Source organism: Acinetobacter sp. CIP 102637, assembly GCF_000368425.1.
In the GTDB taxonomy this organism is placed as follows: Bacteria; Pseudomonadota; Gammaproteobacteria; order Pseudomonadales; family Moraxellaceae; genus Acinetobacter; species Acinetobacter parvus.
Genome location: NZ_KB849435.1, coordinates 966768 through 982660 on the forward strand (window position 1 = coordinate 966768; position 15893 = coordinate 982660).

Here is a 15893-nt window from a genome sequence, read left to right on the forward strand (position 1 = left end):
ATGAATGCTTTAACCGCACTCTCACCACTTGATGGACGTTATGCAAGCAAATGCGATGCGTTACGCCCTTTTTTGTCTGAGTTTGGTTTAATCCACGCTCGTGTTACGGTTGAAGTGCGTTGGTTACAAGCACTTGCAAATCGTGCAGAAATTATTGAAGTTCCTGCTTTTTCTGCTGAAACCAATGCAGCATTGGATGCAATCGTAACCAATTTTTCTGAAGAAGATGCGAATCGTATTAAAGAAATTGAACGTACGACAAACCACGATGTAAAAGCAGTTGAATATTTCCTTAAAGAAAAAATTGCGAATATTGATGAGCTACAAAATGCGGGCGAATTTATCCACTTTGCATGTACCTCTGAGGACATCAACAACTTGTCTCATGCATTAATGCTTAAAAATGGTCGTGAAGTTTTAGTTTCAAGTATGAAACAAATTCTGAATGCGATTTCTGCTTTGGCTATCACACATGCTGAACAACCAATGTTGTCTCGTACACATGGTCAAACTGCAAGCCCGACTACATTGGGTAAAGAGATGGCGAACGTTGCTTATCGTTTAGCGCGCCAAATCAAGCAATTTGAAAATGTCGAATTACTTGGCAAAATCAATGGTGCTGTCGGTAACTACAATGCTCACCTATCTGCTTACCCAGAAATTGACTGGGCTGCACATGCACAGGCATTTGTAGAATCTTTAGGTTTAGCATTTAACCCATACACCACACAAATTGAGCCACATGACTATATGGCTGAATTGTTTGATGCATTACGTCGTTACAACACCATCCTGATTGACTTTAACCGTGATGTTTGGGGTTATATCTCTCTTGGTTACTTCAAGCAAAAATTAAAAGACGGTGAAGTTGGTTCGTCAACCATGCCTCATAAAGTAAACCCAATTGACTTCGAAAATTCTGAAGGTAACTTAGGTATCGCAAATGCGGTATTGGGTCATCTTGGTGAAAAACTTCCTGTTTCTCGCTGGCAGCGTGACTTAACTGACTCAACTGTTCTTCGTAACATGGGTGTTGGTTTTGCACAAAGCTTAATTGCTTTTGATGCTTGTTTAAAAGGTGTAGGTAAACTTGAACTGAATGCTAATCGATTAAATGAAGATTTAAATCAAGCTCAAGAAGTTCTGGCCGAACCAATTCAAACAGTGATGCGTCGTTATAATGTTGAACAACCATACGAAAAATTAAAAGCATTGACTCGTGGACAAGCCATGACTCGTGACATGATGGTGAACTTCGTAAATGGTGATGAACTTGCACAAGTTCCAGCTGATGAACGGTCACGTCTTGCTGAACTTACGCCTGCAACATATATAGGTAATGCAGCAGAGCAAGCCAAACAAATCAATGATTTAATTAATAAGCTGTAAGTAATATTAATTAAAGTGAAGCGGAATCATTTTGAATGATTCCGCTTTTTTAATGCGTACTATTAAAAGATTAGTTTCGAGTTACAATGGGAAATGTACCATTTGCTTTATCAAACAAAGAAAAAAACTTTCTTAAACTCATGCGGCTTCCTTGTATTTGAGTATCTTTGGAAAACATAAGATCTAGTGCGCCACTCTGCCCTGTCATCATATTCAAAAAGAAGGGTTTGGTCAGCGTGAGAGTTACAGCAGCATCTGCTGTAGGTTGCTTAACTTCGTTAAAATTCATAACCGCATTATTGACTTTAATTTCATATATTTGATTTAAATCAGAGAAAACTAAATTTAATGTCAAATTTACATTTTCAGCACGATTTGCATTTAAGCTAGCTGCCATCGACTCCAAAAAACGCTCAACTGGCGTATGTTGCAACATATCCAATAATATAACCGGCGTCACTCCTGTTTTTGGAGTACCATTTTTTAGTTCCTGAGCGCCTGTTAAATAGAAATTTCGCCATGTAGATGCTTCTGACATATAGCCCAATTGGCTAAATGTTTTGATCTGCAAGTCCTTAGCCTGCTGATTATTTGGATTCGCATATATAACATGTTTTAGCAGTTCAGCCCCCCAACGATAATTACCTTGATCATATGCTTGTTGTGCCGTTGCAATCATCTTAGCTTCGCCACCCGCCAAATCCACATAGCCTTGTGCAGCTTGCTTAACGGGTAAATTATCCAGATTTGCTGGGTTAGCATCAAACCAGCCCATGTAGTATTGATACACTGCTCGTGCATTATGTTTAACCGTTCCATAATAACCGTGCACATTTAAATACTGATCGAGTTGAGGTGGTAATTTAATATTGTCGGATATTTCACTTCCAGTCATACCCGCATTAATCATACGTACAGTTTGATCATGGATGTATTTGTAACTATCTCGCTGTACAGTAATAAATTGTTTGATATTATCATTTCCCCAAACAGGCCAATGATGCTGGGCAAAGAATACATCTGCGTCTTTTGCATGATCAAGTGCTTGATCGAGATAGCTCACCCATTTTAATGTATCCCGAACTTTTGCCCCTCTTAAAGTATACAAATTATGCAAAGTATGTGAGAGGATTTCAGCGCCACCATAGGCTTTTTGCTGCGGTAAATAAAACGTTAATTCTGCTGGTGCTTCAGAATTTGGAACATTATAAAAAATGAAATCAACCCCATCGACAGTCATCGGTTGACGTGGCTGAGTGATCAATACAGTTGGTTCAAGAATACCAATATGACCAAATGACACAGCTTTTCCTAAACCATTATCAACTAGACCCATTTCATTTCGAGGAAGTGAACGACCATACATATAGTTTGCGCGGCGCCCCATTGCAGGGCCAACCATTAAATTCTCACTGGTTGCTTCTTCCATAAAACCCACAGGTGCAATCACAGGAATGTTTTTTGATTTAACCTCTTGTTCAGATAAAACACCGAGCGCTCCACCAAAATGATCAACATGACTATGAGTAAATATAATGGCAGATACTGGCTGATTACCCAAATATTGACGAGCAAACTGCATAGCTGCAGTTGCTGTTTCTTTAGAAGTCAACGTATCCACCACAATCCAGCCTGTTTTCCCCTGAATTAATGTAATATTGGCTAAATCAAAACCACGAAGCTGCCAAATTCCATCACTGACTTTAAATAACCCAATTTGGTTATTTAAAATTGCCTGCTTCCATAAACTTGGGTTAACTGTATCTGGTGCATTTCCTTGCACAAAATCAAAACTGTCAAAATCCCAGACAATATTCCCCTGATCATCACTAATTTTTCCCGAAGGTTTGGCAATAAATCCTTTCATTGCATTTTTTATTTCTTGGGTATTATTTAAATCATAGGCTTGTGTGAAGTTTTTCTGATAATTCAGAGTAGTCTGTTCAACAGGAATACTGCCGGAGAAAGATACAGGTGCATACATAGAAAATAAAATCGAAATCACTAACGATTTATGATTTAAATTAAAATTTTTTATTTGCATTTATTTTTCATCCGTTGAATTTAAGTACATCTATATATTTAAGACAAGCATCCTCACAATTAAAAAATAATTTTTTAACACTTATGTGATGATTATCAAAATAAAAAAATCATTAAAATTTTGGCTTTGAATCCAAGTCATTCTGATCTGTTGACAACATTAATCCAATTAGATTAATGTTGTCAACAGACTTTAGATCTGAAGTGTAATCAGAAATGCAACATAGCGAAACCCAACTAAAACTGATGGAAGCGGCCATTCTTCTCTTTTCACAGAATGATGCAACTCGTCTTTCCGTTCAACAAATCAATGATTTAGCAGGAGTTTCAAATAAATCTGCATTGTATTATCACTTTAAATCTAAATGGGGACTGTTAGAAGCAGCATTGAGCTATGTATTGACACCCTATGCCAAACAAAGCTTAGAGGAACTTAATAAAATTTCAGAAGACCATATTGAACCTAACAGCATTGTAAAAGCTATGTACAGGCCAATGGTGGATATTTTATTGCAGGACAACGGGCTTCAATATCTCAAGTTTTTTTCTCGAATGATTAGTACTGGAGAAGAAGGACGGAAAATGATTGCAAAAGAATTATCACCTATTGCAAAAAAGGCAACTCAACTTCTGTCTCAGGCATTTCCGGAAGCCAGTAAAGATGCCATTGATGAACCGTACCGGGTTTGTCGGAGAGTCAATATTCTGAGAGACTATCCCGATGACAAAATTAAAATATACCCCTGAAATCAGAGAAAGAGCGGTTCAATTATTGATTGAATCTGAAAAAGATTATCCTTCTACTTGGGCAGCAATCACACATGCTGAACAACCAATGTTGTCTCGTACACATGGTCAAACTGCAAGCCCGACTACTTTGGGTAAAGAGATGGCAAACGTTGCTTATCGTTTAGCGCGCCAAATCAAGCAATTTGAAAATGTCGAATTACTTGGCAAAATCAATGGTGCTGTAGGTAACTACAATGCTCACCTTTCTGCTTACCCAGAAATTGACTGGGCTGCACATGCTCAAGCATTTGTTGAATCTTTAGGTTTAGCATTTAACCCATACACCACACAAATTGAGCCACATGACTATATGGCTGAATTGTTCGATGCATTACGTCCCATGCCTCATAAAGTAAACCCAATTGACTTCGAAAATTCTGAAGGTAACTTAGGTATCGCAAATGCGGTATTGGGTCATCTTGGTGAAAAACTTCCTGTTTCTCGTTGGCAGCGAGACTTAACTGACTCAACTGTTCTTCGTAACATGGGGGTTGGTTTTGCACAAAGCTTGATTGCTTTTGATGCTTGCTTAAAAGGTATTGGTAAACTTGAGTTGAATGCGAACCGTTTAAATGAAGATTTAGACCAAGCACAAGAGGTTCTTGCAGAACCGATCCAAACAGTAATGCGCCGTTACAATGTTGAAAAACCTTACGAAAAACTAAAAGCATTGACTCGTGGTCAAGCAATGACACGTGAAATGATGGTGAACTTCGTTAATGGTGATGAACTTCTTCAAGTTCCAGCTGATGAACGTGCTCGTTTAGCAGAGCTTACACCTGCTACATATACAGGTAATGCAGCTGAACAAGCGAAACAAATTAATGATCTAATTAGCAAAATCTAAGTTTTGTTGATAAAAAAGCAAAGCCTCGGCTTTGCTTTTTTATGCGCTAACATCTTAATTTCTATATTTTTTAATTGATATTTTTGAAAAAATAAACCAACAATCTGTTTAATTTAGCTTACTCAAAAATTGCAAATCACGTTTTTTAGCTTCAATGATAGAACATTTATTAAATTTTGAAATTCACGCACATAAAATGACTAACAATACTGTGATAAGCAATATTTTACATATTTTAAGAAAACGAGGTTATAAAAAAAGCCTCCGAGGAGGCTTTTCAGTTTAGAAGAAATTAATCACCTGTATAACCTTTAAGTTTTAAACGTGCAGCATGTAACAATGGCTCTGTATAACCCGATGGTTGCTCAGCGCCTTTGAAGATCAGGTCAGAAGCTGCCTGGAATGCAATACCATCAAACTTAGGTGCCATTGGTGTATAAAGTGGATCATTGGCATTTTGCTGATCAACAATCACTGCCATGCGCTTCAACACTTCTTCAACCTGTTCGCGTGTTACAATCCCGTGACGTAACCAGTTCGCAACATGTTGAGAGGAAATACGTAATGTTGCACGGTCTTCCATCAAACCAACGTTGTTGATGTCTGGAACCTTAGAACAACCTACACCTAGATCAACCCAACGAACGACATAACCCAGAATACCTTGACAGTTATTTTCAAGTTCGTTGTTAATTTCTTCAGCAGTCCAGTTGGTTTCTGGAGCAAAAGGAGGTGTTAACAAGTCATCCAGAGACAACATATCTTCATTAGCCAACTCATCCTGACGTGCTTTCACGTTGATTTGATGGTAATGCAATGCATGAAGTACCGCACCTGTTGGAGATGGAACCCATGCACAAGATGCACCTGCATTTGGATGTGCAGTTTTAGTCGCCAACATATCTTTCATGCTGTCTGGTTTTGGCCACATGCCTTTACCAATTTGTGCCTTACCTTTTAGGCCACATGCCAAACCAATCGCAACGTTACGATTTTCGTAAGAAGCAATCCATTTCTGAGCTTTAACCGCTTCTTTACGGACCATTGGCGCTGCTTCCATAGAGGTATGGATTTCATCACCCGTACGATCCATAAAACCAGTGTTAATGAAAATCGTACGGTCTTTTGCAGCAGCAATACAGTTTTTCAAATTAACTGAAGTACGACGTTCTTCATCCATGATACCGATTTTGAGTGTTTTCGCAGGTAAGCCAAGTGCCTGTTCTGCACGTTCAAATAATTCAACTGCAAATGCAACTTCTTCTGGACCATGCATTTTTGGTTTAACGATATACATAGAACCTTTACGAGAGTTCTTATTTTCGTTTTCGCCACGAATATCTGAAATTGTAAGTAATGGAGTAACTAATGCATCCATAATACCTTCAAATACTTCTTCACCTTCTACAAGGATCGCTGGGTTAGTCATCAAATGACCAACATTACGAAGAAGCATCAATGAACGACCATGTAACGTTGTAGTACCACCGATTAAGTTCTGAATTGTACGATCTTTGTTTAGAGAACGAGTAATGGTTTTACCATTTTTCTCGATTGACTCCTGCAAATCACCTTTCATTAAACCTAACCAGTTACGGTAGCCTTCAACTTTCTCTTCTGCGTCAACAGCCGCAACAGAATCTTCCAAATCCTGAATGGTTGTGATTGCCGCTTCAAGCGTTAAATCTTTTACACCAGCAGCATCGGTTTGACCAATTGGGCTATTTGCATCAATATCAATGATAACGTGCAGACCGTTATTTAATAAAACGATTTCAGTTGGGTTTGCAGCTTCACCATTAAAGCCAACAAATTGAGCTTCATGAGCCAAAGAGGTTGTTGAACCATCTTTTAAAGTTACAACTAAACGATTGTGATCAACCGCATATTGAGTTGCATCAGCGTGTGAGCCTTGTGCCAACGGGAAAGTCTGGTTTAAGAAATCTTTAGCGAATGCAATAACCTTGTCACCACGAACTGGGTTATAGCCTTTACCTTTTTCCGCACCATTTTCTTCAGAAATTACATCTGTACCATACAGTGCATCGTACAAAGAACCCCAACGTGCATTGGCTGCGTTTAAGCAATAACGTGCATTACGTACTGGTACAACTAGCTGTGGACCTGCCAATAAAGCAATTTCTTCATCTACATTTTCAGTTGTAACTTTAAAGTCAGCAACTTCTGGTTCCAGATAACCAATTTCAGTCAGGAATGCTTTATAGGCATTCAATTCAAATTTATTATTGCGGTGCCATTCATCAATCTTGGCTTGTAGTTCATCACGCTTAGCCAATAATGCCTTGTTTTTTGGGCTAAGATCGACAACGACTTGCTCGAAGTTTTTCCAGTAAGTTTCACTATCTAAACCAGATCCTGGTAAAGCTTCATTTTCGATGAAATCGTAAAGTTCTTTAGCAATCGCTAGCTTGCCTTGTTGAATACGTACAGTCATTGTCTTTCCTGATGGTGCTAACTTTTTATAACAAGATTCCTAGTATACCGATTTATACCAGCCTGAATAGTAATATCACATTCCTAAATAGTAAGCATTTTCTCTATAAGACGTATTGACAAGCGCAATTTTATCTCTTTATCAAAAAATCAAATTCCTGGGTACTTACAGTTTAGGCCTGCAATGTCCTCACATTTTTAAACGACTTTATTTATAGCAAAATTCAAACAAGAATAAAGCTTTCTCCCTCTAAATTTATAAAAAAGACATTCCGAAGAATGCCTTTGTAAATTTATGAGGTTTTTGCAACCTGTATCTGTCGATGTTCGGAATGCAGATAGTCATCCGACTGCATTTCCAGCAAGCGTGAACGTGTCCGTTCAATTTCAAATGCCAGTTTCTGACCTTCATACAGCTCAATAATCGAGTCTTCAGAAGTCAGCAACAGCTTGACACCACGGTCATAGAACTCATCGACCAGATAAATAAAACGTCGGGTTCCTTCTGACAGGAAATCGGTCAAATTCGGAATATTGCTGACCAATACAGTATTGTAAATATTGGCAATTTCAATAAAGTCTGCTGGACTACGTGGCTTAAAGCATAATTCAGAGAATTCACACCACAATACATCTTCGGTATGCCCCAGCGTCTCTACCACACGATTGTTAATCATGATGGGTGTATTCGACTTGGTTTGAGTATGTGTAAGCGATTGGAAACGTTCAAGCATCCATGACTGGGCATCACTGCTTAATGGATATTTAAACAACTGTGCCTGTTTCAAAACTCGTAAACGGTAATCAATGCCTGCATCAACATTTAAAACCACACAGTTTTTCTGTACCAGTGTAATCGTGGGCATAAAACGGTCACGGTGAATCCCGTTTTTATATAAACCCTCTGGCGCAATGTTTGATGTTGCAATCAGGGTAATGCCACGCTCAAATAGTTTCTGGAATAAATCACTAAGAATCATTGCATCTGTCACGTTCGACACAAAGAACTCGTCAAAACAAATCACAACTGCATTTTTATAAATTTGATCGGCCACTGCATCCAGAGGATTACGCTGGCCTGAAAGCTTGTTTAATTCTTTATGGACGTGCTGCATAAAGTGATGAAAATGCATACGGGTCTTGCGGCGGAACGGGACAGCATCATAAAACTGGTCCATTAACCAAGTCTTGCCACGGCCTACACCGCCCCACATATAAACCCCTTTTGGATAGGTCTGACGACGGAAACGTCGAAATGCTTTCTTGGAAGCTTTATAACGCGTGAGTAATTCTTTCCATACTCGATCTAACTCTTGCACTGCCTGAGCCTGAGCTTCATCAGGCATAAACTGACCTGACTCAAGTGCTTGACTATAACGCTCGGCAGGTGATGTAGGAATAAATGCAGTGCTATGTGAGTCTGGTTTAGAATTTGACATAAGGACTTATTGCAATTTTAATTGGTGAAAATTATATCGAACATTGAGTTCAAAGGCATTAGATTTTAGGCTTAATTATCATGCTGTTTAAACATCATAATCTACCATTTTTAATTATTTAGCTATTTCGATGATATTGTCTAGGGCTTTGTCCAAACCATCTTTTAAAGGCATGATTAAATGCTGCAGGTTCAGAATATCCCAACATTTCGGCCACTTGCTCAATCGAATACGAACTGTTTTCAATGAATTTTAATGTCTTTTGCTTGATGAGCCTTTCCCGAATTTCCTTATAGCTGGTCTGCATTTGCTGTAATTGGTGCCTTAAAGTTCGTTCAGGCATGTTCAATGCACAGGCTGTTTCCGTCATGGTTGGAATCACGCCATTCTGCAGTTCCAGATAATCTTCAACATATTCGACAACGGTCAGCTTGAGGCTTTCATTCTTCTCCAGCTTTGCTAAATCCTGTAGGCATTTTTCCTCATACACCCGATAGATCAATGTATCTGCGGAGGGGACTTTAATTTGCAGGATTTGAATATCGTCCAGAATGAATGCCGCCTGATCACAATCAAATTTGACATCCTGCCCATAATAGTCCTGATAGGCAGCCATCAATGCCAAGTCTTTTGGCCTTTTAAATGGTAATTCAATTTGAATGTGAGGAATTTCCAGCCCCATCATTTTAAAAATATCTTGTAAAAACTTATAGGTACCTGAGATTTCACATTGTGCTCGGAGATGACGCATGCCTTGAATCAAATACATTAATCCGAGGATAGATCTCTTCATAATTCCAAATGCAATTCTCAAGACTTTAATGTTGTACTATAAAAAAGCATGTAAATGAATTGCCGAAATGATCAAGTTCTGCGTCTATACAATCATATTTAATCTCGATAAAACCTTTAAACTTGCACAAAATTTAGCTGTGTAGGGGATGGGCTATGCGTAATGCGAACAAGGATGCAATTCAAAAAACCAAAGTTGCCATTATTGGTGCAGGTTTTGGTGGTTTGGCAATGGCTATTCGACTATTACAAAGTCAAATCAATGATTTTGTGATTTTGGAAAAGACCAATGATGTGGGTGGCACATGGCGAGAAAACCAGTATCCAGGCGCAGCATGTGACGTTCAATCGCATATGTATTCCCTTTCATTTGCACCTAAAACCGACTGGTCCAAACGTTACGCAGAAGCAGATGAAATTTTTACTTATATTCAGGACATTACTGAACAATATAAATTAAAAGATTATTGTAAATTTAATCATGAAGTGACTCATGCTCAGTTTGATGAAAACCGCAATGTCTGGACTGTAGAATTTAAAGACCAGCCAACACTTGAAGCACAATTTGTTATTTTTGCTTCTGGTCCACTGCATGTTCCCCAAATTCCACACATTAAAGGGATTGAGAAATTCAAAGGCAAAGTCTTCCATTCTTCAAAATGGGAACACGATTATGATTTAAGTGGTAAATCTGTTGCCTCTATTGGTACAGGTGGCAGTGCCATTCAGTATATTCCTGAAATTGCACCCGAAGTAAAACAGCTTTATGTGTTTCAGCGTACTGCAGCATGGGTCATCCCACGTGATGAACGTAAATATTCACAACTCAGCAAGACTTTGTTCAAGGCATCGAATATTTATCGCCAAATCCATCGTACCCGCTTGTACTGGACCAATGAGTCTCGTGTCGTGCCGATTGTACAACCTCAGATCATGAAATATGGTCAAAAGCTTGCAGAAGCCTTTATTCGTTTTCAGGTGAAAGATAAAGAACTCGCCAAGAAACTAACTCCTGATTTCGTCATGGGTTGTAAGCGTATTTTGATTTCCAACAAATACTTTCCAACCTTTAACCGTAAAAACGTTGAACTGGTTACAGATGCTATTCAGGAAATTACTGCAAATGGCATCATCACCAAAGATGGTAAAGAACGTCAGATTGACTGCCTGATTTATGGTACAGGTTTTATTACCGATCCACGTATCTACTTAAAGCATTTTGATTGTGTCGGTCGTAATGGCATTGAGCTGAAACAGGCATGGAAAGATGGCGCTGAGAGTTATTATGGCATTGTCACCAAGAACTTCCCGAACCTGTTCCAGCTACTTGGTCCTAACACAATCTTAGGGCATAACTCTGTGATTTTCATGATTGAATCACAAGTGAACTATATTCTACAGTTGATCCAGACCGTGGATAAAACAGCTACTCAGGCGATTGAAATCAAGCATGATGCACAAGATCAGTTCAACGAACGTGTACAGGAACAGCTTAAAGGTACGGTATGGCAAGCAGGTGGCTGTAGCAGTTGGTATCAGGCGGCTGATGGCAAGAACTTCTCTCTATGGCCAACTTATACCTGGAAATACTGGTTAGAAACGCGTAAAGCGAATGTTGCTGATTATAATTTTATGAGTAATGACGCTAAGCAATCAAAAAAACAAGTCGCTTAAATTGTAATGATAAACGAGAGGATAATTTATGATCCTCTCGTTTATTGTTTTAAGGTTCGTAATAATCGCCATTACCTGACATTGGTGTGGTGTAATAAACATCCACATACGGACGCTTGTGATCTTTTAGTGGAAAACGTTTCACTAAAATCATGGCATACGTATTTTCAATATGCTGATAATCTTCAATTTGATCTTGTTTAATAATTTGCCACTGTCCTTTTTCCCGATTCTCCCATAATCCGACCTCTTTAATTTCACGAATCTTTAAGCATTGTGGTCGTTCGGAAGCTGCACTGTTATTTTCACAAGATACGAAATGAGGAAAAACCTCAAATGTTAAAATTTCAGGTTTAGACTGATATTTTGTTTCAGGTGTCATTTTTCCTACAAATGAATACTGCTGACTATCTAACATTTTAAATGTTAAGGTTGGTTGAGCAATATTGGTTGAATCCAAGGTAAATATAGCCTGCTTGTCTTGATCAAATAAATTTGTCGCTAATACTTCTTGTTTTGCTAATTCATCAGGACATCCCCTAGCGGTTAGCACAAAACTTTCTGTCGCAATTAATTTTTTCCCCTGAATTTTATAAGGCGCACCACCAGCATTACACCCTGTATTCACCCCAACACTATTATTTTCAAAGTTTAATTTAATTGGAGGATTCTCATTCGGGGGTTGATATTGCCAAAAATATGAAGTTAATATTTTCTCTGGATCTACTGAAATCTTTTTTGGCTCCTGTACAACTGGGGTACAAGCAAGTGAACCCACACTACAGCATAAAAAGAAAAATATAGATTTAACTTGCATTTAGTCCCTCCTCCATATCTATCTGCTGATATTTTGTATAGCACTTTTCTGGGCATAATGGATGAATCATATACTGGGATAAAATAAAAAATTAAGCAACTTCAATGGATGTTACCCTGGCAATGGTGAAGCAATCATGTGGTACGTATTATGTACCTCATGCCATGATGAGCGGATTAATTCTTTCGCTACTCCCCCCTATTGATAACTCTGTTTTTAAATCTGAAATTCTAATGAATGTCAGTTGAATTGATCAAATCAATATAAAAGGCAAACACAAGTTCGCCCTTACATGAAGATCTATTGATTCAAATCGAAGCTAAAATAGACTTGAGCATCTCAGTTGGGTTTTCTGCCTTGGTAATTGGACGGCCAATGACCAAATGGGTTGAACCATCTTGCATTGCCTGTTTAGGTGTCACAATACGTTTCTGGTCATCTGCATTCGAACCCTCAGGACGAATACCAGGTGTTACCAATGCAAAATCTGCCCCTAACATTTCACGAAGAATTTTTGCTTCCTGTGCCGAACATACTACACCATCCAGGCCACTCTCTTGAGTGAGCTTGGCCAAGCGTTTAACTTGCTCTACAGGTTCGATATCCAAACCAATATCACGCAAATCTTCACGTCCCATTGACGTTAAAACAGTCACTGCAATCAATTGTGTTTGATAATTTCCTGCTTGCAAACGCTCAACACAGGTTTCCATCATCTTGCGACCACCAGATGCATGTACATTGACCATCCAAACACCTAGATCAGCCGCCGCACAAACCGCCTGAGCGGTGGTATTCGGAATATCATGGAATTTTAAATCCAAAAAAACTTCAAAACCCTTGTTCTTTAAGTTTTTAACAACAGATGGACCTTCATGAGTAAAAAGCTCTTTGCCTACTTTGACACGACATAGAGTAGGATCAAGTTGTTCCACAATTGTCAGAGCGTCGTATTCGCTTTTTGCATCCAAGGCAACAATGATACTCAAGAGCTTTTCTTCCCAATAAAAATAAAGCCCATATTATAATGGGCTTTTATTTTCTGTGTGAATATCCAGCACAGTTTTTTCATGTCTTGTACTTGCAGCAGCCTGAGCAGCAGCTTGTTGAGCCACCTGAATTTGTTCTTTTCTCAGATGATCAATGTCTTTACGTAAACGTTTAATTTCCCAATTGGTTTGGAAAACCCTAAATACCTGGACACCAAGAAGTAGACCAACAACAATGCCTAATGCCAATGTTAATAGAAGCAATAGACCTAAACGCATCGCAGGGACTTGGGTAAACAATAAGTTTACCTCCAACTCTGCTGGGTTCTGCAAAACCAAGGCAAGCGAATAACCAAATATAGCAATAAGTAATGCAATTAATATATAACGCATACACACCTCGAATATTATTCAGCAGATTCGTTTACCGCATCACGAAGTGCTTTACCTGGTTTAAAGTGAGGAACGGCTTTCGCCGCAACATCAACAGCCTTACCTGTTTTAGGGTTACGTCCTAAACGTGGTTCACGATGATGCAATGCAAAACTGCCAAAACCACGAATTTCGATACGATCACCATTTGAAAGCGCTTCAATCATTTGGTCAATCATGATCTTAACTGCATCTTCAACTAAAGGTTCAGCCAAGTGTGGGTTTTTAAGTGCAATCCGTTCAATCAAATCAGATTTATTAAGTGCTTCAGTAGTCATTGATGACCTCTTTAATTATTGCTACTTTTTAATGTTTTTAATAATAACCTGTTTAAATACAAAACGGTAGCGCAGTACATCAATACTACGCTACCGTTTACAGTATTTTTGTATAAAAAAGTACTTCTCTGTTACAAGAAACGTACTTTTTAACAAATTACTTCATTTGAGCTTTAATTAAGTCACCAATAGTCTTAGGACCATTGCTGTCAGCAACTTGTGTAGCAGCAGCTTGACGAGCATTGTTTACAGCTTCTTTCTCTTCAGCTTCGTCTTTCGCTTTGATAGACAAGTTGATTGAACGAGACTTGCGATCAACGTTGATGATCTTCGCTTCAACTTCCTGACCAACTTCTAGGAACTTGGTTGCATCTTCAACGCGGTCACGGTTGATTTCAGAAGCTTTAAGTGTTGCTTCGATGTCATCAGCCAATTTAACTGTAGCACCTTTCGCATCAACAGCAGTTACAGTACCTTTAACCAAGGCACCGCGCTCATTCGCAGCCAAGAAGTCATTGAATGGGTCGCTGTTCAATTGCTTGATACCAAGGCTGATACGGTTGCCTTCAGCGTCAACAGACAAGATAACCGCTTCAACTGTGTCACCTTTCTTGTAACGACGAATTGCTTCTTCGCCTTGCTCGTTCCAAGAAATGTCAGACAAGTGAACTAGACCATCGATACCGCCTGGTAAACCGATGAAGATACCGAAGTCAGTGATTGACTTAATTGTACCTGAAACTTTTTCACCTTTGTCGTGGTTCTTAGCAAACTCTTCCCATGGGTTAGCACGAGTTTGTTTGATACCAAGAGAAATACGACGACGCTCTTCGTCAACTTCAAGAACCATAACGTCAACTTCATCACCAATCTGAACAACTTTAGATGGGTGGATGTTTTTGTTAGTGTGGTCCATTTCAGAAACGTGTACTAAACCTTCAACGCCTTCAGCGATTTCTGCGAAACAGCCGTAGTCAGTTAAGTTCGTTACGCGAGCTTTAACGATAGAACCTTTAGGATAACGGTTCATGATCGCCAACCATGGATCTTCGCCTAATTGCTTAAGACCTAAAGATACGCGGTTACGCTCTTTGTCAAACTTAAGTACTTTAACAGTAACTTCCTGACCCACTTCAACCACTTCTGATGGATGCTTGATACGTTTCCAAGCCATATCTGTGATATGCAGAAGACCATCAATACCACCAAGATCAACGAATGCACCGTAATCTGTAAGGTTCTTGATTGTACCAGTAACAGTTTGACCTTCTTCAAGCTGAGCAAGCAATGCTTCACGGTCAGCTGAAGATTCAGCTTCCATTACGGCACGACGAGAAACCACAACGTTATTGCGTTTGGCATCAAGCTTGATAACCTTGAACTCCAACTCTTTACCTTCAAGGTGAGTTGTGTCGCGAATCGGACGAGTGTCAACCAAAGAACCTGGCAGGAATGCACGTACAGGACCGATGTCAACAGTGAAACCACCTTTAACCTTACCAGAGATAACACCAGTAACGATTTCGCCATCTTCAAAGATTTTTTCAAGTTTAGTCCAGGTTTCAGCACGTTTCGCTTTTTCACGTGATAAAACTGTTTGACCCATACCGTTGTCAAGCGCTTCAACAACAACATCAACTTCATCACCAACCTGAACTTCAAGTTCACGTTGTTCATTTAAAAACTCAGCACGGTCAACAACACCTTCAGATTTAAGGCCAGTGTCAACAGTTACCCAGTCAGAGTCGATACTAACAACGATACCTTTAATTACGGCACCTTTGTCAATATTAAGGGTTGATTCGCTTTCTTCAAAGAGGGCTGCAAAAGATTCGGTCATGATATACCTAAAAAATTCAACGGTCTTGGATCAGACAAGATCGGTTTAGTTAAGTTGTTACATAGCCATAAAAATCTGACCAGACCATGCTTCAACTGAAAATTCATTGA

The 15893-nt window shown here is 39.0% G+C and carries 12 protein-coding genes and 2 pseudogenes; 5 read left to right on the forward strand and 9 right to left on the reverse strand.

Annotated elements, in window-relative coordinates:
• Positions 1-1389 carry an adenylosuccinate lyase gene (purB, locus tag F967_RS07665; protein ID WP_004799167.1) on the forward strand — a complete coding sequence of 463 codons (1389 nt, stop codon included), beginning with the start codon at positions 1-3 and terminating at the stop codon, positions 1387-1389.
• Positions 1390-1459: 70 nt separating this feature from the next.
• On the opposite strand, the gene F967_RS07670 is transcribed toward purB, so the two are convergent.
• Entirely contained in the window at positions 1460-3433 is a 1974-nt protein-coding gene (locus F967_RS07670; protein ID WP_004799168.1) for an alkyl/aryl-sulfatase, read from the reverse strand.
• A gap of 215 nt (positions 3434-3648) precedes the next feature.
• Here F967_RS07670 and F967_RS07675 point away from each other — a divergent pair, with 215 nt between their 5' ends.
• Both F967_RS07675 and F967_RS07680 read left to right on the forward strand, forming a co-directional pair.
• Complete coding sequence (locus F967_RS07675; protein WP_004799170.1) at positions 3649-4179, forward strand: TetR/AcrR family transcriptional regulator; 531 nt, start codon at positions 3649-3651, stop codon at positions 4177-4179.
• Positions 4154-5068 (forward strand): lyase family protein, encoded by a 915-nt coding sequence (locus F967_RS07680; protein WP_004799172.1) that lies wholly within the window; start codon positions 4154-4156, stop codon positions 5066-5068. Before F967_RS07675 ends, F967_RS07680 begins: the two co-directional genes overlap by 26 nt.
• Positions 5069-5360: 292 nt before the next feature.
• Here the strand turns inward: F967_RS07680 and F967_RS07685 are convergent, their stop codons facing one another.
• From F967_RS07685 to F967_RS07695, 3 genes and pseudogenes are all read right to left on the reverse strand, one after another.
• A complete protein-coding gene (locus tag F967_RS07685) occupies positions 5361-7523 on the reverse strand; it encodes a malate synthase G (protein ID WP_004799175.1) in 2163 nt (720 codons plus the stop codon).
• A 292-nt stretch (positions 7524-7815) separates the two neighbouring features.
• Positions 7816-8961 (reverse strand): cell division protein ZapE, encoded by a 1146-nt coding sequence (gene zapE, locus F967_RS07690; RefSeq protein ID WP_004799178.1) that lies wholly within the window; start codon positions 8959-8961, stop codon positions 7816-7818.
• 118 nt (positions 8962-9079) lie between these two features.
• A pseudogene (locus tag F967_RS07695) lies at positions 9080-9703 on the reverse strand (helix-turn-helix domain-containing protein); the annotation flags it as partial.
• A 206-nt stretch (positions 9704-9909) separates the two neighbouring features.
• Between F967_RS07695 and F967_RS07700 the strand changes: the two are divergent.
• Positions 9910-11427: a flavin-containing monooxygenase gene (locus F967_RS07700; protein ID WP_004761216.1), complete on the forward strand. Its 1518-nt coding sequence runs from the start codon at positions 9910-9912 to the stop codon at positions 11425-11427.
• Positions 11428-11476: 49 nt separating this feature from the next.
• Here F967_RS07700 and F967_RS07705 read toward each other — a convergent pair whose 3' ends face one another.
• Positions 11477-12244 (reverse strand): META domain-containing protein, encoded by a 768-nt coding sequence (locus F967_RS07705; RefSeq protein WP_004761217.1) that lies wholly within the window; start codon positions 12242-12244, stop codon positions 11477-11479.
• Between the two features lie 95 nt (positions 12245-12339).
• Here F967_RS07705 and F967_RS13795 point away from each other — a divergent pair.
• Positions 12340-12478: pseudogene (locus F967_RS13795) on the forward strand (LysO family transporter); the annotation flags it as partial.
• 74 nt (positions 12479-12552) lie between these two features.
• Here the strand turns inward: F967_RS13795 and pyrF are convergent.
• The 4 genes from pyrF to rpsA form a co-directional block, all read right to left on the reverse strand.
• Positions 12553-13233 carry an orotidine-5'-phosphate decarboxylase gene (gene pyrF, locus F967_RS07710; RefSeq protein ID WP_004757943.1) on the reverse strand — a complete coding sequence of 227 codons (681 nt, stop codon included), beginning with the start codon at positions 13231-13233 and terminating at the stop codon, positions 12553-12555.
• Positions 13234-13266: 33 nt separating this feature from the next.
• The gene (locus tag F967_RS07715) at positions 13267-13626 is read right to left on the reverse strand and encodes a lipopolysaccharide assembly protein LapA domain-containing protein (RefSeq protein ID WP_004679472.1); all 360 of its coding nucleotides are present in this window, start codon (positions 13624-13626) and stop codon (positions 13267-13269) included.
• A 14-nt stretch (positions 13627-13640) separates the two neighbouring features.
• Positions 13641-13943: an integration host factor subunit beta gene (locus tag F967_RS07720; RefSeq protein ID WP_004679473.1), complete on the reverse strand. Its 303-nt coding sequence runs from the start codon at positions 13941-13943 to the stop codon at positions 13641-13643.
• Positions 13944-14100: 157 nt separating this feature from the next.
• Positions 14101-15783 (reverse strand): 30S ribosomal protein S1, encoded by a 1683-nt coding sequence (rpsA, locus tag F967_RS07725; protein ID WP_004679476.1) that lies wholly within the window; start codon positions 15781-15783, stop codon positions 14101-14103.
• Positions 15784-15893 lie beyond the last annotated feature (110 nt).

Bases quoted from the DNA above. Each gene is read 5' to 3' on its own strand.
- purB (WP_004799167.1), top strand. From the start codon at position 1: ATGAATGCTTTAACCGCACTCTCACCACTTGATGGACGTTATGCAAGC.
- F967_RS07670 (WP_004799168.1), bottom strand. From the start codon at position 3,433: ATGCAAATAAAAAATTTTAATTTAAATCATAAATCGTTAGTGATTTCG.
- F967_RS07675 (WP_004799170.1), top strand. From the start codon at position 3,649: ATGCAACATAGCGAAACCCAACTAAAACTGATGGAAGCGGCCATTCTT.
- F967_RS07680 (WP_004799172.1), top strand. From the start codon at position 4,154: ATGACAAAATTAAAATATACCCCTGAAATCAGAGAAAGAGCGGTTCAA.
- F967_RS07685 (WP_004799175.1), bottom strand. From the start codon at position 7,523: ATGACTGTACGTATTCAACAAGGCAAGCTAGCGATTGCTAAAGAACTT.
- zapE (WP_004799178.1), bottom strand. From the start codon at position 8,961: ATGTCAAATTCTAAACCAGACTCACATAGCACTGCATTTATTCCTACA.
- F967_RS07700 (WP_004761216.1), top strand. From the start codon at position 9,910: ATGCGTAATGCGAACAAGGATGCAATTCAAAAAACCAAAGTTGCCATT.
- F967_RS07705 (WP_004761217.1), bottom strand. From the start codon at position 12,244: ATGCAAGTTAAATCTATATTTTTCTTTTTATGCTGTAGTGTGGGTTCA.
- F967_RS07715 (WP_004679472.1), bottom strand. From the start codon at position 13,626: ATGCGTTATATATTAATTGCATTACTTATTGCTATATTTGGTTATTCG.
- F967_RS07720 (WP_004679473.1), bottom strand. From the start codon at position 13,943: ATGACTACTGAAGCACTTAATAAATCTGATTTGATTGAACGGATTGCA.
- rpsA (WP_004679476.1), bottom strand. From the start codon at position 15,783: ATGACCGAATCTTTTGCAGCCCTCTTTGAAGAAAGCGAATCAACCCTT.